Source organism: Streptomyces sp. DSM 40868 (assembly GCF_011820545.1).
GTDB classification, from domain to species: domain Bacteria; phylum Actinomycetota; class Actinomycetes; order Streptomycetales; family Streptomycetaceae; genus Streptomyces; species Streptomyces eurythermus.
In genome coordinates this window covers 2,015,575-2,033,873 of the sequence record NZ_CP050504.1, presented here as the reverse complement: position 1 = coordinate 2,033,873, position 18,299 = coordinate 2,015,575, and the positions used below count along the sequence as shown (strand labels likewise).

At 72.9% G+C, this 18,299-nt stretch carries 16 protein-coding genes and 1 pseudogene; 11 read left to right on the top strand and 6 right to left on the bottom strand.

Annotation, left to right across the window (positions count from 1 at the left end; all coding sequences use genetic code 11):
- Positions 1–9: 9 nt before the first annotated feature.
- A complete protein-coding gene (locus HB370_RS09115) occupies positions 10–1,242 on the bottom strand; it encodes a cysteine desulfurase (protein WP_030781192.1) in 1,233 nt (410 codons plus the stop codon).
- 105 nt (positions 1,243–1,347) lie between these two features.
- Here HB370_RS09115 and HB370_RS09110 point away from each other — a divergent pair, with 105 nt between their 5' ends.
- The 9 genes from HB370_RS09110 to HB370_RS09070 all read left to right on the top strand — a co-directional run bounded on the left by HB370_RS09110 (position 1,348) and on the right by HB370_RS09070 (position 11,070).
- Positions 1,348–1,941, top strand: a complete 594-nt coding sequence (locus HB370_RS09110; RefSeq protein ID WP_030781187.1) for an ABATE domain-containing protein — start codon at positions 1,348–1,350, stop codon at positions 1,939–1,941.
- 255 nt (positions 1,942–2,196) lie between these two features.
- Positions 2,197–4,737 carry a YfhO family protein gene (locus HB370_RS09105; RefSeq protein ID WP_208974509.1) on the top strand — a complete coding sequence of 847 codons (2,541 nt, stop codon included), beginning with the start codon at positions 2,197–2,199 and terminating at the stop codon, positions 4,735–4,737.
- 22 nt (positions 4,738–4,759) lie between these two features.
- Complete coding sequence (locus HB370_RS09100) at positions 4,760–5,710, top strand: glycosyltransferase family 2 protein (RefSeq protein ID WP_030781185.1); 951 nt, start codon at positions 4,760–4,762, stop codon at positions 5,708–5,710.
- On the top strand, positions 5,710–6,078 hold the full coding sequence (locus HB370_RS09095) for a GtrA family protein (RefSeq protein WP_030781184.1): 369 nt from the start codon (positions 5,710–5,712) through the stop codon (positions 6,076–6,078). The genes HB370_RS09100 and HB370_RS09095 overlap by 1 nt, the downstream gene beginning before the upstream one ends.
- A gap of 45 nt (positions 6,079–6,123) precedes the next feature.
- Positions 6,124–7,152 carry an N-acetyl-gamma-glutamyl-phosphate reductase gene (argC, locus tag HB370_RS09090; RefSeq protein ID WP_030781176.1) on the top strand — a complete coding sequence of 343 codons (1,029 nt, stop codon included), beginning with the start codon at positions 6,124–6,126 and terminating at the stop codon, positions 7,150–7,152.
- A gap of 115 nt (positions 7,153–7,267) precedes the next feature.
- Entirely contained in the window at positions 7,268–8,419 is a 1,152-nt protein-coding gene (argJ, locus tag HB370_RS09085; protein WP_030781173.1) for a bifunctional glutamate N-acetyltransferase/amino-acid acetyltransferase ArgJ, read from the top strand.
- A complete protein-coding gene (argB, locus tag HB370_RS09080) occupies positions 8,416–9,315 on the top strand; it encodes an acetylglutamate kinase (RefSeq protein WP_030781169.1) in 900 nt (299 codons plus the stop codon). The genes argJ and argB overlap by 4 nt, the downstream gene beginning before the upstream one ends.
- Positions 9,312–10,517 (top strand): acetylornithine transaminase, encoded by a 1,206-nt coding sequence (locus tag HB370_RS09075; protein ID WP_030781166.1) that lies wholly within the window; start codon positions 9,312–9,314, stop codon positions 10,515–10,517. The genes argB and HB370_RS09075 overlap by 4 nt, the downstream gene beginning before the upstream one ends.
- A gap of 7 nt (positions 10,518–10,524) precedes the next feature.
- Complete coding sequence (locus tag HB370_RS09070) at positions 10,525–11,070, top strand: arginine repressor (RefSeq protein ID WP_030781162.1); 546 nt, start codon at positions 10,525–10,527, stop codon at positions 11,068–11,070.
- A 333-nt stretch (positions 11,071–11,403) separates the two neighbouring features.
- On the opposite strand, the gene HB370_RS09065 is transcribed toward HB370_RS09070, so the two are convergent.
- From HB370_RS09065 to HB370_RS09045, 5 genes and pseudogenes are all read right to left on the bottom strand, one after another.
- A complete protein-coding gene (locus HB370_RS09065) occupies positions 11,404–12,144 on the bottom strand; it encodes an FAD:protein FMN transferase (protein WP_208974508.1) in 741 nt (246 codons plus the stop codon).
- Between the two features lie 46 nt (positions 12,145–12,190).
- Positions 12,191–12,619: pseudogene (locus HB370_RS09060) on the bottom strand (FMN-binding protein); the annotation flags it as partial.
- A 17-nt stretch (positions 12,620–12,636) separates the two neighbouring features.
- Positions 12,637–14,019: a ferredoxin reductase family protein gene (locus HB370_RS09055; protein WP_030781148.1), complete on the bottom strand. Its 1,383-nt coding sequence runs from the start codon at positions 14,017–14,019 to the stop codon at positions 12,637–12,639.
- Positions 14,020–14,099: 80 nt separating this feature from the next.
- Positions 14,100–14,804 (bottom strand): L,D-transpeptidase family protein, encoded by a 705-nt coding sequence (locus HB370_RS09050; RefSeq protein WP_030781146.1) that lies wholly within the window; start codon positions 14,802–14,804, stop codon positions 14,100–14,102.
- A gap of 3 nt (positions 14,805–14,807) precedes the next feature.
- Positions 14,808–15,395 carry a pyridoxamine 5'-phosphate oxidase family protein gene (locus HB370_RS09045; RefSeq protein ID WP_030781143.1) on the bottom strand — a complete coding sequence of 196 codons (588 nt, stop codon included), beginning with the start codon at positions 15,393–15,395 and terminating at the stop codon, positions 14,808–14,810.
- A gap of 126 nt (positions 15,396–15,521) precedes the next feature.
- Here HB370_RS09045 and HB370_RS09040 point away from each other — a divergent pair, with 126 nt between their 5' ends.
- Both HB370_RS09040 and argH read left to right on the top strand, forming a co-directional pair.
- Entirely contained in the window at positions 15,522–16,715 is a 1,194-nt protein-coding gene (locus HB370_RS09040) for an argininosuccinate synthase (RefSeq protein WP_030781141.1), read from the top strand.
- 97 nt (positions 16,716–16,812) lie between these two features.
- Entirely contained in the window at positions 16,813–18,246 is a 1,434-nt protein-coding gene (gene argH, locus HB370_RS09035) for an argininosuccinate lyase (RefSeq protein WP_030781139.1), read from the top strand.
- The last annotated feature ends 53 nt before the right edge of the window (positions 18,247–18,299 follow it).

Here is an 18,299-nt window from a genome sequence, read left to right as displayed (position 1 = left end):
GTGGGCGGCTCAGACCCCGAAGTACCGCTGGGCCGCCCGCACCCCCGCCACCAGCGCGTCGACCTCCTGAGGGGTGTTGTAGACGTAGAAGCTCGCCCGGGTGGTCGCCGGGACGCCGAACCGCCGGGCGAGCGGCCGGGCGCAGTGGTGGCCGACGCGGACGGCGACGCCCCGCTCGTCCAGCACCTGCCCGACGTCGTGCGGGTGGACGCCGTCCACGGTGAAGGAGACGGCCGAGCCGCGGTCGGTGAGGTCGCCCGGGCCGACGATCCGCACTCCCGGCACCTCGGCGAGCAGGTCCAGGGCGCGGGCGGTGAGCGTGTCCTCGTAGGCCGCGACCTCCGCCATGCCCAGCCGCTCCAGGTACTCCACCGCCGCCGCGAGCCCCACCGCCTGCGCGGTCATCGGCACGCCCGCCTCGAAGCGCTGCGGCGGCGGCAGGAACGTGGTGCGGTCCATCTCCACGATCTCGATCATCGAGCCGCCGGTCAGGAACGGCGGCAGCCCGGCCAGCAGCTCCGCGCGGCCCCACAGCACGCCGATGCCGTTCGGACCGAGCATCTTGTGCCCGGAGAAGGCCAGGAAGTCCGCGCCCAGCTCGCCCACGTCCACCGGGCGGTGCGGCACCGACTGGGCGCCGTCCACCACCACCAGCGCCCCGGCCGCGTGCGCCCGGTCGGCCAGCTCCCGCACCGGGTTCAGGGTGCCGAGGACATTGGACTGGTGGGTGAGGGCGAGCACCTTGGTCCGCTCGTCCAGCAACTCGTCCGCCCGGGTCAGGTCCAGCCGGCCGTCGTCGGTCAGGCCGAACCAGTCCAGCGTGGCGCCGGTCCGTCCGGCCAGCTGCTGCCAGGGCACCAGGTTCGCGTGGTGCTCCATCTCCGTCACCACGATCCGGTCGCCGGGCCCGATCCGGCCGGCGTTGCCGAGCGCGTACGCGACGAGGTTGACGGCCTCGGTGGTGTTCTTGGTGAAGACCACCTCGTCGTCGGCGGCGCCGATGAACCGGGCGACCGTGTGCCGCGCCTGCTCGTAGGCCTCCGTGGCCTCGCCGGCCAGCTGGTGCGCCCCGCGGTGCACGGCGGCGTTGCGGGTGAGGTAGAAGTCCCGCTCCGCGTCCAGCACTTGGAGCGGCTTCTGGGTGGTGGCCCCGGAGTCCAGGTAGACCAGCGGCGCGCCGCTCGCCACCGTGCGTCCCAGGATCGGGAAGTCCTTGCGCAGCGCGTCCACATCGAAGGCCACGACGGTCACCTCTCACGGTTTCTCGAATGGTTCTCCGTGAGGCACGCTAAGCCCTTCTCACGGAGAACCGCAAGAATTGCCGTGAGAGATGGCTAGGATGTGACCGTGGAGCACGAGACCCCCGTCTATCTGCACCAGCTCCCGGTCCCGGGCGAGGACCGGTATGCCTCGCTGGCGCTGGTCAACACCCGGTTCACCGTCAGCCACGGCCGGGTCGACCTGCTCGACGGCACCGAGGCCGCGCACCTGTGGCTGGTCCGGCACGCCCTGCTGCCCGACCCGGTGGAACTGAACGGCCGCCAGTCCGGCCGGCTGCGGGCCCTGCGCGAGGCGCTGCGGGCCCTCTTCACCGCCCGGGCCGCCGGGACCCGGCCGCCCGGCGACGCCCTCGACACCCTGAACGCCGCCCTCGCCGCCGCCCCCGCCACCCCCCGCCTGGCCTGGGGCGCCGACGGACCCCGCCGCGCCGACCTCCCCGACGCCGGCAACCCGGCCGCCGCCGCCCTCTCCCTGCTCGCCGAGGACGCCACCGACCTGCTCACCGGCGCCGACGCCGATCAGCTCACCGAGTGCGCCGCCCGGGGCTGCGCCCGCTGGTTCCTGCGCTCCCACGGTGCCCGCCGCTGGTGCACCACCAAGTGCGGCAACCGGGTCCGCGCGGCCCGCGCCTACGCGGCCCGCAAGTCCGGTTCACCTTAAAAACACCTGTCGGAAATCCAAAGTTATCCGGCCGGTCATCAAATTCACTCGGTGTTTCCCCGGCCCGGAGAAAGTCGCTCCATTTTTCGGTGAGCGCACAACCAATCGGAAACGCGCTCCGTCTAAGACCGCGAATAGACGGGGTACGCATTCTGTGAGGACACCGAAAATGCAGCGCAGCACTCCACCGGACGCGCCCGGCAATGCCGGGCGGAAGCCGTGGCCGCACCCGGACGGGAACCGCGTGTGAAAGCGATGTCCCGGCCGGGGCGGGCCGCCTGCCTGCTCGCCGCCGCGCTCGCGGTCACCGCGTTCTGCGCCGGTGACGCGCTCGCGCGCAGCTACCCCTTCGGTCCGCGCACCCGGAGCGTCAACGACCTGGGCAACCAGTTCGTGCCCTTCCACGCCCACCTGTGGGACCTGCTGCACGGCAGGGCCGAGGGCGGCCTCCTCGTCAACTGGCAGTCCGGCTACGGCGCCTCCTTCCTGCCCGACCTCGGCACCTACCTCGGCAGCCCGTTCGCCCTGCTGGTCGCCCTCTTCCCGCGCGACGAGATCGACCTCGCGGTGTATGTGATCACCGTCCTGAAGATCGCCTGCGCCGCCGCGGTCATGACGGGGCTGCTGCTCGCCCTCCGCCCCGGCCGCTGGTGGGCGGCGGGCCTGCTCGGCGCCTCGTACGCGCTGTGCGGCTGGACCCTCGCCGACGCCGACTACAACCCGATGTGGCTGGACGGGCTGATCGCCCTGCCCCTGCTGTGCCTGGTCGGCGAATGGGCGCGCACCGGACGCCGGTTCCTGCCCGGCGTGCTCGTCGTCGCACTCGCCTGGACCGCCAACTTCTACACCGCCTACATGGCCACCCTCGGCGCCGCCCTGGTGCTGCTGCTCCGGCTCCTGCTCACCCGGCCGCCGCGCCGGCAGGCCCTCGCCACGGCCGGCCGCGCCGCCCTCACCACCGCCCTCGGGACGGGCCTCGCCGCCCCGCTGGTGCTGACCGTCTACTTCGGCACCCGGCACGCCTACCCGGGCCGGGCGCGCGCCTTCTCCCCGGTGCCGGCCGAGGACGTGCTCGCCCGGCTGCTGCCGACGTCGTACGGCTGGGGCTCCCCGGCCCTGTACGTCGGCACCACCGCGCTGCTGCTCGCCCTCGCCCTGCCCTTCCACCGGGCCGTCCCCGGGCGGGTCCGGGCCGGCTGGACCGCCCTGGTGCTGCTGGCCGTGCTCTCCCTGCAATGGGCGCCCACCCATCTCGTCTGGCACGCCTTCGCCACCCCGCAGGGCAGCCCCTACCGGCAGACCTTCGTCGTCTGCGGACTCCTCGTCATCGCCGCCTGGCACACCCTGTCCCACGGCCCGCCCGGCCCGCGCGCCCTCGTCCCGGCCGCCGCGCTGTTCGCCCTGATCACCGCCCTCGCCGGCCGCAGCACCGTGCTGCGGCCGCTCACCTGGCCGGTGCTGCTGCTCGCCGTCGCCGGCGCGCTGGGCGGCCTCGCGCTGCTGGCCCGCGCCGGGCGGCGCGGGCCGCTCGCCGGACTGGCCGTCGCCCTGCTGCTCGGCGCGCAGGCGGGGGAGAGCGCCGCCACCACGGCCGTCACCACCCGGCTGCACCTCGCGCGCCTGGACGACTACGCGCCCTGGGGCGAGCGGCAGGAGAGGCAGTCGGCGCTGATCGCCGAAGCCGAGGACTGGCCCCGCCACCGCACCGAACCGGGCCGGGAACAGACGGTCGGCAACGACCCGCTGCTGGTGGGCGGCGAGGGCGCCCAGTACTACAGCAGCCTGACCTCCGACGTCCTCAGCCGTACCCTGACCGCGCTCGGTGGCGGCTGGACCTCCCGGGGACGCAGCGTGCAGAGCCTGGACAACGCCGTCACGGACGTGCTCTTCTCCGTCGGCGCCCGGGTGCACTCCCCGCCCGACCCGCACCAGCGCCACTCCCCGCCCGCCGCGTACCCGGCCCGTCTGACCCGGCGGGACGTGCCGCCCCTGGTGACCGTGCGGCCCCGCCCGGACCACCGGCCCTTCGGCGACTCCCCCTACCGCAACCAGGAGATCCTGCTCGGCAGCCGCGTCTACACCGTCCCGCCGCTCACCGTGCGCGACGACTCCGGCCGGCCGCTGCCGGACCGCCGCACCGGCGCCGGCACCGCCCGGCTGCGGCCGGTGATCACCGCCCGCTGCCCGGCGGGCACCCAGGTCCACCTGTGGGCCCCGCACTACTCCGGCACCGCCCGGCTCGCCGACGGCACCGCCACGCTCTTCAACGCCAGGGACAACCGCAGCCGCGCCGCCATGGCCCCGCTCGGCACCGCCCCCGCCTCCGGGCTGCTGACCGTCCGGCTCACCCCGAGCCGGCCCGGCAGCATCCCGCCCGGCGCGATCGGCTGCCTGGACACCGGCCGGCTGCGCACCGCCGCCGCGCGCCTGACGGCCGGCGGGGCGAGGGACGTCACCGTCTCCGACGGCACCGTGCACGCCCGGCTGCCCGCCGGGAGCCGGGGCCTCGCGGTCCTCGCCGTGCCCCGCATCGCCGGCTGGCGGTGCGCCGCCGGGGACGGCCCGCAGCGGCCGGCGGGGGAGTACCACGGCCTGGTCGCCGTTGCCCTCGATCCCGCCTCCACCAGCCTGACCTGCACCTTCCACCCGCCCGGCCTGCGGCTCGGCACGGCGGTCGGGGGCGCCTCGCTGCTCGTCCTCGCCGTGCTGACCGCCGCTGCCGCGCTGCGCCGCCGCCGCGCGCCGCTGCCGCCCACGACCACATCACCGCGCGAGCGGGTGACCACCGCTCACTGATCGCGCCCAGGGGGAGACCACCATGCTGATATCCATCGTCGCGCCCTGCTACAACGAGCAGGACGTCCTCGCCCGCTTCCACGAGGAGGTCCAGAAGGTCGCCGAGGAGCTGCTGCCCCTCGGCCACGACATGGAGTTCGTCTACGTCGACGACGGCAGCCGGGACCGTACGCTCGCCGTCCTGAAGGAGCTGGCCGCGGGTGACGCCCGGGTGCGTTACGTCTCCTTCAGCCGCAACTTCGGCAAGGAGGCGGCCCTGCTCGCCGGACTGCGGCACGCCTCGGGCGACTCGGTGATCGTCATGGACGCCGACCTCCAGCACCCGCCGGCGCTGATCAAGCGCATGGTGGAACTGCGCGAACAGGGCCACGACCAGGTCATCGCCCGGCGCACCCGCACCGGCGACCGGCTGACCCGGACCCTCACCGCGCGCCTGTACTACCGGCTCGTCAACCGCCTGGTCGACGTCGAACTCGTGGACGGCGTCGGGGACTTCCGGCTGCTGTCGCGCCGGGTGGTGGACGCGGTGCTGGACCTGACCGAGTACAACCGCTTCTCCAAGGGCCTGTTCGCCTGGGTCGGTTTCCCGAGCACCACCTTCGAGTACCAGAACGCCGTCCGCGAGGCCGGCCGCAGCTCCTGGAACCTGCGCGGACTGCTCAACTACGGCCTCGACGGCCTGCTGTCCTTCAACAACCGCCCGCTGCGCGCCGCCCTCTGGCTCGGGGTGGCCCTGCTGCTGTGCGCGGGGGCGTACACGGCGTGGATCGTGGGCGCCGCGCTCGTCCACGGGGTCCAGACGCCCGGCTATGTGACCATCATCACCGCCGTGACCGCCCTCGCGGGCGTCCAGATGGTCATGCTGGGAGTCATCGGGGAGTACACCGGCCGCATCTACTACGAGGTGAAGCGGCGTCCGCACTTCCTGGTGAAGGCTACCAATGTGGAACGGACGAAGGATCTCATTCCCTGATGCGGCAGATACTGACCTTCGCGGCGGTCGGTGTCGTCAATACGGCGACCTACTACTGTCTTTACCTGTTGTTCCTGACCGGCCTGCCGTATCTCGCGGCACACATCCTGGCCTTCACGCTCGCCATGGTCGGTTCCTTTTTCCTGAACGCCCGCTTCACTTACCGGACCCCGCCCACCTGGCGGAAATTCCTGCTGTTCCCGCTGACGAACGTCACCAACTTCCTGATCACGACGGCCGGGGTGTACCTGATCGTGGACGTCCTGCACGCCGGGAACCGCTTCGCCCCGCTGGTCGCGTCCGCCGCGGCGATCCCGGTCACCTTCGTCGTCTCCCGCTGGGTGATGCTCCCCAAGTCCATTGCATAAACGTGCAGCGATACGTATAGTCATGCCATCAGGAGGAGGATGGACATGGCAGTACGTGCGGCGGTGGCCGGAGCGAGCGGATACGCGGGCGGAGAGGTCCTGCGGCTGCTCCTCGCACACCCCGAGGTCGAGATCGGTGCCCTGACCGGGAACTCCAACGCCGGGCAGCGGCTCGGTGCGCTCCAGCCGCACCTGCTGCCGCTGGCCGATCGGGTGCTCGCCGAGACCACGCCCGAGGCCCTCGCCGGGCACGACGTGGTCTTCCTCGCGCTGCCGCACGGCCAGTCCGCGGCCGTCGCCGAACAGCTCGGCCCCGATGTCCTGGTGATCGACATGGGCGCCGACTTCCGGCTGAAGGACCCGGCCGACTGGGAGCGGTTCTACGGCTCCCCGCACGCCGGCACCTGGCCCTACGGCCTCCCCGAACTCCCGGGCGCCCGCGCCGCGCTGGAGGGGTCCAAGCGCGTCGCGGTGCCCGGTTGCTACCCCACCGCCGTCTCCCTCGCCCTGTTCCCGGCCTACGCGGCCGGCCTGGTCGAGCCCGAGGCGGTGATCGTCGCCGCGTCCGGCACCTCCGGCGCGGGCAAGGCCCCCAAGCCGCACCTGCTGGGCAGCGAGGTCATGGGCTCCATGTCGCCGTACGGCGTCGGCGGCGGCCACCGGCACACCCCCGAGATGATCCAGAACCTCAGCGCCGTCGCCGGGGAACCCGTGCGGGTCTCCTTCACCCCGACCCTGGCCCCGATGCCCCGCGGCATCCTCGCCACGTGCAGCGCGTCCGCCGTCGCCGGCGTGACGGCCGACAGCGTCCGCGCCGCCTACGAGAAGGCGTACGCCGACGAGCCGTTCGTCCGGCTGCTCCCCGAGGGCCAGTGGCCCGCCACGGCGTCCGTCCACGGCTCCAACGCCGTCCAGGTGCAGGTCGCCTACGACGCCGCCGTGGACCGTGTCATCGCGATCAGCGCCATCGACAACCTGACCAAGGGCACCGCCGGAGGTGCCGTCCAGAGCATGAACCTCGCCCTCGGTCTCCCCGAGACCACCGGGCTTTCCACGATCGGAGTCGCACCGTGAGCTGGGGGCACCTCCCAGCGGTAGCTGGGGGAGCACGTGCGGCCACCGGGCCGCAGACGACGACGATGGCCGCACCGCTGCGCTGCACGGGCGGAGAAGCGAACAAGGAGATGCAGTGAGCGTCACGGCAGCCAAGGGATTCACGGCGGCGGGGATCGCCGCCGGGATCAAGGACAACGGCAACCCCGACCTGGCCCTGGTGGTCAACAACGGGCCCCGCCGTGCCGCCGCGGGCGTCTTCACCTCCAACCGCGTCAAGGCGGCCCCGGTGCTGTGGTCCGAGCAGGTCCTCAAGAGCGGCCAGGTCTCGGCCGTCGTCCTCAACTCCGGCGGTGCCAACGCCTGCACCGGGCCGAAGGGCTTCCAGGACACCCACGCCACCGCCGAGAAGACCGCCGAGGTGCTCGGCCGGGGCGCCATCGAGGTCGCCGTCTGCTCCACCGGCCTGATCGGCGTGCCGCTGCCCATGGACAAGGTCCTGGCGGGCGTGGAGACGGCCGCCGCCTCCTTGAGCGAGCACGGCGGCGAGAAGGCCGCCATCGCCATCAAGACCACCGACACCGTCCACAAGACGTCCGTGGTGACACGGTCCGGCTGGACCGTCGGCGGCATGGCCAAGGGCGCCGGCATGCTCGCCCCCGGCCTCGCCACCATGCTGGTCGTCCTCACCACCGACGCCGACCTGGAGAGCGAGGTGCTGGACAAGGCGCTGCGCGCGGCCACCCGGGTCACCTTCGACCGCGTCGACTCCGACGGCTGCATGTCCACCAACGACACCGTGCTGCTGCTCGCCTCCGGCTCCTCCGGGATCACCCCCGACCACGACGAGTTCGCCGAGGCCGTACGCCAGGTCTGCGACGACCTCGGCCGACAGCTCATCGGTGACGCCGAGGGCGCCAGCAAGGAGATCAAGGTTGAGGTGATCAACGCGGCGACCGAGGAGGACGCCGTCGAGGTGGGCCGTTCCATCGCCCGCAACAACCTCCTCAAGTGCGCGATCCACGGGGAGGATCCCAACTGGGGCCGGGTGCTCTCCGCGATCGGCACCACCCGGGCCGCCTTCGAGCCCGACCGGCTCAACGTCGCCATCAACGGCGTCTGGGTGTGCAAGAGCGGCTCCGTCGGCGAGGACCGCGACCTGGTCGACATGCGCTACCGCGAGGTGCACATCGTCGCCGACCTGGCCGCGGGCACCGAGACCGCGACCATCTGGACCAACGACCTGACCGCCGACTACGTCCACGAGAACAGCGCCTACTCCTCATGACAACCCGCAAACACACCGCGCTGCCCAAGGCCCGCATCCTCATCGAGGCGCTGCCCTGGCTCACCCGGCACCACGGCAAGGTCGTCGTCATCAAGTTCGGCGGCAACGCCATGGTGGACGAGGAACTGAAGGCCGCCTTCGCCCAGGACGTCGTCTTCCTGCACCACGCCGGTCTCAAGCCGGTCGTCGTGCACGGCGGCGGCCCGCAGATCAGCGCCGCCCTCGACAAGCACGGCATCGCCAGCGAGTTCAAGGCGGGCCTGCGCGTGACCACCGAGGACGCCATGGACGTCGTACGGATGGTGCTCGCCGGGCAGGTGCAGCGCGAGCTGGTCGGCCTGCTCAACCGGCACGGCCCGCTCGCCGTCGGCCTCACCGGCGAGGACGCGCACACCATCAGCGCCACCCGGCACACCCCCGAGATCGACGGGGAGCCGGTCGACATCGGGCGGGTCGGCGAGATCACCGCCATCGACACCGGCGCCATAGCGGCCCTGCTGGCCGACGGCCGCATCCCGGTCGTCTCCTCCATCGCCCGCTCCGAGGACGACGGACACGTCTACAACGTCAACGCCGACACGGCCGCCGCGGCACTCGCCGCCGCCCTCGGCGCCGAGACCCTCATGGTCCTCACCGACGTCGAGGGGCTCTACGTGGACTGGCCCCACTCCGACGAGGTGATCAGCCGCCTCACCGCCTCCCAGCTGGAGAAGCTGCTGCCGGACCTGAGCGCCGGCATGGTGCCCAAGATGGAGGGCTGCCTGCACGCCGTGCGCAACGGCGTGCACACCGCCCGCGTCATCGACGGCCGGGTACAGCACTCGATCCTGCTGGAGATCTTCACCGACGAAGGCATCGGCACCATGGTCGTGCCCGACGAACAGGGGGAGTCATGAGCAACCAGGAACTGACCGCGCGGTGGCAGGGCGCGCTCATGGACAACTACGGCACCCCGCGCCTGCCCCTCGTCCGCGGTGCGGGCACCCGGGTGTGGGACGCCGAGGGCCGGGAGTACCTGGACTTCGTCGGCGGCATCGCCACCAACGCGCTCGGCCACGCCCACCCCGCCGTCGTGGCCGCCGTCAGCGGGCAGATCGCCTCCCTCGGTCACATCTCCAACTTCTTCATGGCCGAGCCCACCGTCGCCCTCGCCGAACGGCTCCTGCGCCTCTTCGGCCGGGACGGCCGGGTCTTCTTCTGCAACTCCGGCGCCGAGGCCAACGAGGCCGCCTTCAAGATCGGCCGGCTGACCGGGCGCACCCATGTGGTCGCCACCGACGGCGGCTTCCACGGCCGGACCATGGGCGCCCTCGCGCTCACCGGCCAGCCCGCCAAGCAGGACCCGTTCCGGCCGCTGCCCGGCGAGGTCACCCACGTCCCCTACGGCGACGCCCAGGCGCTGGCCGCCGCGGTCACCGAGGACACCGCCCTGGTGGTCATCGAGCCGATCCAGGGCGAGAACGGTGTGGTCGTGCCCCCGGCCGGATATCTCAAGGCCGCCCGGGCGATCACCGCGGCCACCGGCGCGCTGCTGGTCCTGGACGAGGTGCAGACCGGCATCGGCCGGACCGGCACCTGGTTCGAGTACCAGGCCCACGAGGGCGTGCTGCCCGATGTCGTCACCCTCGCCAAGCAGCTCGGCGGCGGGCTGCCGCTCGGCGCGACCGTGGCCTTCGGCCGGGCCGCCGAACTGCTCCGGCCGGGTCACCACGGGACCACCTTCGGCGGCAACCCGGTCGCCTGCGCCGCCGGACTCGCCGTGCTCGACACCATCGAGGCCGAGGGCCTGCTGGACAACGTCAAGCGGCAGAGCGAGCGGCTGCGGGAGGGAATCGAGGCGCTGGACCACCCGCTGGTCCAGGGTGTCCGGGGTGCGGGCCTGCTCCTGGGTATCGTGCTCACCGGGCCGCGCGCGCCGCAGGCGCAGGCGGCGGCCCAGGAGGCCGGGTTCCTGGTGAACGCGCCCGCCCCGGACGTCGTACGGCTCATGCCGCCGCTGAATCTGCGCGACGACGAGGTGGACGCGCTGCTCGGGGCGCTGCCCGGCATCCTCGACGCAGTGGACCCTGTGGATGGGGACGGACGATCCGGAGAATGAGACGACGATGAGCGAGGCGCAGGACCACGAGCAGGGCGCGGGGGCCGGGCCCGCCGTGCCGCAGACCCGCACCGCACGGCACCGCCGGATCGTGGACATTCTCAACCGGCAGCCGGTGCGGTCGCAGAGCCAGCTCGCGAAGCTGCTCGCCGACGACGGGCTGAGCGTGACGCAGGCGACGCTCAGCCGGGATCTCGACGAGCTGAACGCGGTGAAGATCCGCAACACCGACGGCGACCTGATCTACGCGGTGCCGAGCGAGGGCGGGTTCCGTACCCCGCGCGCGCCGCTGGGGGAGTCGGCGAAGGAGGAGCGGATGCGGCGGCTCTCCCAGGAGCTGCTGATCTCCGCGGAGGCCTCGGCGAACCTCGTGGTCCTGCGCACGCCTCCCGGCGCCGCGCAGTTCCTCGCCTCCGCCATCGACCAGGCCGAACTCCACGACATCCTGGGCACCATCGCCGGCGACGACACGTTGCTGCTGATCAGCCGGAATCCCACCGGGGGGCAGGCCCTGGCGGACCACTTGCTGCGGCTGGCCCAGAACGGCCACTGAGGGGGGTGGCGGCGGGGGGTTGCCGGGTGCGGGCCGGTTGTGGCCGGTTGCTCCGTTCCTCGCGCCCCTGGGGAGTTGCAGCGCCGTCTGCCGAGACGGCGTCGTTGGCTGGGGCCGGCCCGGAGCGGCCACTGAGGGGGGTGGCGGGGCGCCTCCGCCGCCGGGTGCGGGCCGGTTGTGGCTGATCGCGCAGTTCCCCGCGCCCCTTGGGGAGTCGCGGCGTCGCCTGCCGGGATGGCACCGTTCGCCGCGGCGGGGGAGTGCCGGTGAGGGCCGGTTGTGGCTGGTCGCGCCGTTCCCCGCGCCCCTGGCGGGGCGCTGTCCAGCCGGCGTTCACTCCAGCCACGCCCCCAGGCCCGCCGTGCACCGTACGTCCCCGTCCGTCGTGATCAGGAGGCCCTCCGTGTCCGGCAGGGTCTCCAGCCAGGCCAGGCCCTTCCGCGCGCCCATCGCGAACGCGGCCGTGGCCCAGCAGTCGGCGAACGCGAGGCCGGGCCCGACCACGGTCACCGAGACGAGACCCGTCACCGCCGGACGGCCGCTCCGCGGATCCACGATGTGCGCGCCCCGTTCCGCCGTACCGGACGTGGCCACCGCCCACTCCCGGGCCCCGGCCGCCGAGACCACCGCCGCCAGCCCTCCGGCCCGCAGCGGATCGGCCACCCCCACCCGCCAGGCCCGCCCCGGTTCCGGCGCGCCCAGCAACTGGACGTCCCCGCCCCCGTTGACGCCGACCCCGCGCACCCCGTCCACCGCCGCCAGTCGCCGCGCCGCCCGCTCGGCCGCCCAGCCCTTGACGATGCCGGTGGGGTCCGGCGTGCCCCGGTACCGGGCGCTGAACCAGCCCCCGCTCACCCGCTCCGCCCGAGCCGCCAGCCGCAGCACCTCCGCCACCTCGGGGGCACACCCGGCCAGCTCCAGCTCGCCCCGGCCCAGCCGCGACACCTCGCTGTCCTCGCGGTAGGTGCTGAACACGGCGTCGGCCCCGTGCAGTGCGCCCACCGCCTCCGCCAGCGCCGCGCGGACCGCCGGCGGATCCCCGCCGCGCACGTCGAAGGAGAAGACCGTCCCCATGACCTCCTCCGTGTGCCGCACCGGGCCGGTCACCGGATCAGCCACCGGCCCGGTCCAGGGCCGACTGCAAGGACCGCCGGTAGCCGGTGCTGGTGTAGGTGGCCCCGGAGACGGTGTCGATGTCCGCGGTCCCCGCCGCCACCGCCTCCCGGCCGAGCCGGGGCACGGCCAGCTCCGTCTTGCGGCCGCTCAGCCCGCCCGAGGGCGCCTGGACCGCCTCCGCCCGGACGATCCTCCCGGCGGCGACCGTGATCCGCACCCGCACCGGCCCGTACGGCGTGCGCACCGCCTCGCCGGTGACCGTGCGCGCCCCGGCCGGGGCGGACGCCCCCGCCGCCGGCCGTCCCGGGGCCGCGCCCGCCGCCGGGGCGGTGGCCGGGTCCGACGCCGGTTTCAGTGACAGCAGCAGGACCACACCGGACACGGTCGCGGCGGCGGCCAGCACGGTCCGCCGTACGGGGTGGCTCTTCCTCATCGCTCTCGCGGCTCCGCTCACATCTCGAACGACTCGTGGTGGATACGGCGGGCGGGAACCCCCGCCCCGCGCAGTGCCTCGTACACCGACCGGGCGAACCCGGGCGGACCGCACAGGAAGACGTCGTGCCGGTCCAGGTCCGGGATCCTCCGCCGCAGGGTCTGCGCGGAGATGTCGGGGCGCTCGCCGTCGGGGCCGTTCACGGCGTACATCAGCCGGGCGCCCCGCTGCTTCGCGATCGCCGCCAGTTCGTCCCACAGCGCCAGGTCCCGGGTGGTGCCGGCCCGGTACAGCAGGGTGAGGTCACCGGCGGCCCCCGGCAGCGTCTCGAACAGGGCGCGCATCGGCGTGATGCCCACCCCGCCCGCGACCAGGAGCACCTTGCCCCGGCTGCGGCGCCGCGCGGTCAGGGCGCCGTACGGGCCCTCCGCCCACACCCGGGTCCCGGGCGCCAGCTCCCGTAGCCGGGCACTGTGGTCGCCGTTCGCCTTCACCGTGATCCGCAGCGTGTCCGGGCGCGGCGGGGCCGACAGCGAGTACGGGTGCGAGCTGAAGCGCAGCCCCGGGGCGAGGAAGCGCCAGCGGAAGAACTGGCCCGCCTCCGCGCCCATCCGGTGCAGCCGGCGCCCGCCGATCAGCACCGACACGATGCCGGGAGCCTCCTCGACGACCGCCGTCACCCGTAGCCGGTGCCGCAGGTTCAGCCGGACCGGGGTGAGGACGCGGTACCACACCACCAGCGCGGTGACCGTGCCGTACAGGCCGTACCAGAAGGCCCTGGCGGCGGGCTCCACCGCGAACTCGTTGCCGACGCTGATCTGGTGCCAGAACGTCAGGAACACCGCCGCGTACGTCAGCAGGTGCAGGTGGTACCAGACGTCGTACGGCAGCCGGCGGCGGACCGGGCCGATCGACGTCAGCCCGACGACCACGAACAGGCCCGTGCCGACGGCCGCCTTCCCGAGGTCCGGGAGCCGGTCGACGGACTCGGCGGTCTGCGCCAGGACACCGACGGGCGACCGGCCGGCCTGACGCGCGTACCCCCACATGGTGAGGAGGACGTGCGCCACGACCAGGCTCAGCGTGTACCGGCCGGTCATCGCGTGCCAGCGGGCCACCCGGTCGGAGCCGACCCGCCGCTCCAGCGCCGGTACACGCGCCGTCTGGAGGACGACGAGCGCCATCAGATAGCCGGCCAGCAGGCCGGTGATCCGGCCCGCGCCCAGGATCCGCCCGGTGTCCTCGGCGACGGCGGGCGTGGTGTGCCACCACAGCCACAGCACGGCCGCCGCGCCCGCCCAGGCGGCGAGCAGCAGCAGGGCGGCCGGGGAGCGGCGCGGGCGGACCCGGCGCGTGGTCCGGCGGCGGGCGGCACGTCCGCCCGCGAGCGTGGTGGTCACGGTTCCTCCGTGGGACTCGGCCCTGGGCCCACGGATACGTGCCGGGCGCGCCGGGTGTTCAGCGGCGCGTTCGGGGCGCGTCAGTAGCGGGTGACGGCGGTGGCCCCGCCCTCGGTCCCCACCGCGATGTGCGGCCTGCGGTCCGGCGCCGCCCAGCGCAGGATCCGCTCCATCGCGTCCTTGGGCACCGACACACAACCGGACGTCGCCCCGCGCCCGTTGACGTGCAGGAAGATCCCGGCGCCGCGTCCGCGCACGGGCCGGTCGTAGTTGAAGCCGATGACCAGGGCGCGGGCGTACTGCTCCCCGAAGTCGGCCAGGTGCTCGGACTCGGCGGCGCGGCAGTCGGCGGGCAGCGGGTCGGCCCAGCGGTTGTAGGAGCGCGAGTCGTTGTCCTGGCACCACCAGGAACTGTCCTTCACCGCCCGGTACTCGACGCTCGTCCCGGCCGGCGCCGGCTCGGTCCCGAAGCCGAACGGGAGGTCGTACAGGCCGGTCGGGGTGGTTTCGGTGCCCTGCTCGCGGGTGGTGCCCTCGACCAGCCCGCGCGCCCCGAAGCGGGCCGGCGCGGATCCGGCCCGGACCCACTGGCCGTCCCGCAGGTCCCACCAGTCGACGGTGCCCTCGGTGGCGCCGGTGTCCGGGGCCTGCGCGACGATCAGCTGGGAGCCGCCGCCGGTGTCCGCCATCCGGGCCGGCAGCGGTGCCGGGTCCCGGCCGGGGGCGGCGCCGAGCAGGGCGAGGCAGGAGACGGACACGAGGGCGAGGACCACACCGGGGCGCATGCCTCAGACGCTAGAGGGCGGCAGCGGCAACGGCAGCCCGGGCAGTCCGTCCAGGCTGGTCGCGATGTGCTCCTTCTTGGTGAAGTACGCGCTCAGCGAGGCGTCGTCCTCGCGGGCGAAGCGCCGCCCGTGCAGATCGCGGTCCTCCTCGTACGCCATGAAGGGGACGGCGTAGCCGCAGGAGTCGCGGACCACGTCGGCGTGCACCACGATGACGGCGCGCAGTCCGTGCGCGGTGTGGTCGATGTCCGGGAAGCGGGCGAGGAGGTCCGGGAAGCGCGGGTCGTCACGGAAGACGGGTTCGCCCCGGCCGTGCACGCGCACGATGTTGGGCGGGCCCTGGAAGGCGCACCACATCAGCGTGATCCGCCCGTTCTCCCGCAGGTGGGCGATGGTCTCGGCGGTGGACCCGGCGAAGTCCAGGTAGGCCACGGTGAGTTCGTCCAGCACCACGAAGGAGCCCTTGAGTCCCTTGGGGGAGAGGTTGACCGTGCCGTCGCCGGAGAGCGGGGCGGTCGCGGTGAAGAAGAGCGGCTGTTCCTCGATGAAGGCGCGCAGTCTGCCGTCTATGCGCTCGTAGGTCTTTCCCATGTCCGCCGAGTATCGCCGAGATTCCTTCGACTGTCTAAGTATTCCTCACCCTCAAGGCTGATTGACGAATCATGCAGAGCCCTGCATACTCATGCATATCAGCGAATGCACTGTGAGGAGATTCCCGTGACCGAGCGCGTCGTACTCGCCTACTCAGGCGGTCTGGACACCTCCGTCGCCATCGGCTGGATCGCCGAGGAGACGGGCGCCGAGGTCATCGCCGTTGCGGTCGACGTCGGCCAGGGCGGCGAGGACCTGGACGTCATCCGCAAGCGCGCCCTCGCGTGCGGTGCCGTCGAGGCCGAGGTCGCGGACGCCAAGGACGAGTTCGCCGACGAGTACTGCCTTCCGGCGATCAAGGCCAACGCACTGTACATGGACCGCTACCCGCTGGTCTCCGCCCTGTCCCGGCCGACCATCGTCAAGCACCTGGTCGCCGCCGCCAAGAAGCACGGCGCCACCACGGTCGCCCACGGCTGCACCGGCAAGGGCAACGACCAGGTCCGCTTCGAGGCCGGCATCGTCGCCCTCGCCCCCGACCTGAAGTGCATCGCCCCGGTCCGTGACTACGCCATGACCCGGGACAAGGCGATCGCCTTCTGCGAGGCCAAGCAGCTCCCGATCGCCACCACCAAGAAGTCCCCGTACTCCATCGACCAGAACGTCTTCGGACGCGCCGTCGAGACGGGCTTCCTGGAGGACATCTGGAACGCCCCGATCGAGGACATCTACGAGTACACCTCCAACCCGGCCACCCCCCGCGAGGCCGACGAGGTGGTCATCACCTTCAAGGAGGGCGTCCCGGTCGCCATCGACGGCAGGCCCGTCACCGTCCTGCAGGCCATCCAGCAGCTCAACGAGCGCGCCGGCGCCCAGGGCATCGGCCGGATCGACATGGTCGAGGACCGCCTGGTCGGCATCAAGTCCCGCGAGGTGTACGAGGCTCCCGGCGCGATCGCCCTGATCACCGCCCACCAGGAGCTGGAGAACGTCACCGTCGAGCGCGAACTCGCCCGCTTCAAGCGCCAGGTCGAGCAGCGCTGGGGCGAACTGGTCTACGACGGCCAGTGGTTCTCCCCGCTCAAGCGCGCCCTGGACGGCTTCATCAACGAGGCCAACCAGCACGTCTCCGGTGACATCCGGATGACCCTGCACGGCGGTCGCGCGGTCGTCACCGGCCGGCGCTCCCAGGAGTCGCTGTACGACTTCGACCTCGCCACCTACGACACGGGCGACACCTTCGACCAGTCGGCGGCCAAGGGCTTCATCGACATCTACAGCCTGTCGTCGAAGATCGCCGCCAAGCGCGACCTGGCGTAACCCGCCAGGGTCGCCCCCGCATCAGCCTGACAGCCGCCTCCCCGCCTGGAAGCGTGGGGAGGCGGTGGCACATCACGAGCTTCGAGGAGCAACGCAAGTGAGCAGCAACAGCGGTGACGTACGGCTCTGGGGCGGCCGTTTCGCCGACGGACCCGCCGAGGCCCTGGCGAAGCTGTCCGCGTCCGTCCACTTCGACTGGCGGCTCGCGCCCTACGACATCGCCGGCTCGCGTGCCCACGCGCGCGTGCTGCACCAGGCGGGGCTGCTCACCGAGGACGAGCTGACCCGGATGCTGGCCGGCCTAGACCGGCTCGAAGCGGACGTCGCGTCGGGCACCTTCGTCGGCACCATCGCCGACGAGGACGTGCACACCGCCCTCGAGCGCGGCCTGCTGGAGCGCCTCGGCCCGGACCTCGGCGGCAAGCTGCGCGCCGGCCGGTCCCGCAACGACCAGGTCGCCACCCTGTTCCGGATGTACCTGCGCGACCACGCCCGGATCATCGGCGGCCTGATCGCCGATCTCCAGGACGCCCTGATCTCCCTCGCCGAGGCCCACCCGGACGTGGCGATGCCCGGCCGCACCCACCTCCAGCACGCCCAGCCGGTGCTCTTCGCCCACCACGTCCTCGCCCACGTCCAGTCCCTGTCCCGGGACGCCGAGCGGCTGCGCCAGTGGGACGAGCGGACGGCCGTCTCGCCCTACGGCTCCGGTGCCCTCGCCGGCTCCTCCCTGGGCCTGGACCCGGAGGCGGTCGCCCGGGACCTCGGCTTCGAGCACGGCAGCGCCGGCAACTCCATCGACGGCACCGCCTCCCGGGACTTCGTCGCGGAGTTCGCCTTCATCACCGCGATGATCGGCGTGAACCTCTCCCGGATCGCCGAGGAGATCATCATCTGGAACACGAAGGAGTTCTCCTTCGTGACCCTGCACGACGCCTTCTCCACGGGCTCGTCGATCATGCCGCAGAAGAAGAACCCGGACATCGCCGAGCTGGCCCGCGGCAAGTCCGGCCGGCTGATCGGCAACCTGACCGGCCTGCTGGCGACCCTCAAGGCCCTGCCCCTCGCCTACAACCGCGACCTCCAGGAGGACAAGGAGCCGGTCTTCGACTCCTGCGATCAGCTGGAGGTGCTGCTCCCCGCCTTCACCGGCATGATCGCCACGCTCACCGTCCACCGCGAGCGCATGGAGGAACTGGCCCCGGCCGGCTTCTCGCTGGCCACCGACATCGCCGAGTGGCTGGTCCGGCAGGGCGTGCCGTTCCGGGTGGCGCACGAGGTCGCGGGGGAGTGCGTCAAGGTCGCCGAGGCCGAGGGCAAGGAGCTGGACGACCTCACGGACGAGCAGTTCGCGAAGATCTCCCCCCACCTCACCCCCGAGGTCCGCACGGTCCTCAACGTCCCCGGCGCCCTCGCCTCCCGCAGCGCCCGCGGCGGCACGGCCCCGAGCGCGGTGGCGGTCCAGCTGGCGGAGGTCAAGGCGGACTTGGCACGTCAGCACGAGTGGGCGGACGCGAAGAAGAAGGGCTGAGGGCGGCGCCGCTGCAGGGGCGAAGGTCATTCAGGGTTACGTTGGTCGAAGCC

Coding starts and splice junctions, on each gene's coding strand:
- HB370_RS09095 (WP_030781184.1), top strand. CDS start 5,710: ATGCGGCAGATACTGACCTTCGCGGCGGTCGGTGTCGTCAATACGGCG.
- HB370_RS09075 (WP_030781166.1), top strand. CDS start 9,312: ATGAGCAACCAGGAACTGACCGCGCGGTGGCAGGGCGCGCTCATGGAC.
- HB370_RS09105 (WP_208974509.1), top strand. CDS start 2,197: ATGTCCCGGCCGGGGCGGGCCGCCTGCCTGCTCGCCGCCGCGCTCGCG.
- HB370_RS09065 (WP_208974508.1), bottom strand. CDS start 12,144: ATGGGGACGGTCTTCTCCTTCGACGTGCGCGGCGGGGATCCGCCGGCG.
- HB370_RS09070 (WP_030781162.1), top strand. CDS start 10,525: ATGAGCGAGGCGCAGGACCACGAGCAGGGCGCGGGGGCCGGGCCCGCC.
- HB370_RS09100 (WP_030781185.1), top strand. CDS start 4,760: ATGCTGATATCCATCGTCGCGCCCTGCTACAACGAGCAGGACGTCCTC.
- HB370_RS09045 (WP_030781143.1), bottom strand. CDS start 15,395: ATGGGAAAGACCTACGAGCGCATAGACGGCAGACTGCGCGCCTTCATC.
- HB370_RS09050 (WP_030781146.1), bottom strand. CDS start 14,804: ATGCGCCCCGGTGTGGTCCTCGCCCTCGTGTCCGTCTCCTGCCTCGCC.
- argB (WP_030781169.1), top strand. CDS start 8,416: ATGACAACCCGCAAACACACCGCGCTGCCCAAGGCCCGCATCCTCATC.
- argC (WP_030781176.1), top strand. CDS start 6,124: ATGGCAGTACGTGCGGCGGTGGCCGGAGCGAGCGGATACGCGGGCGGA.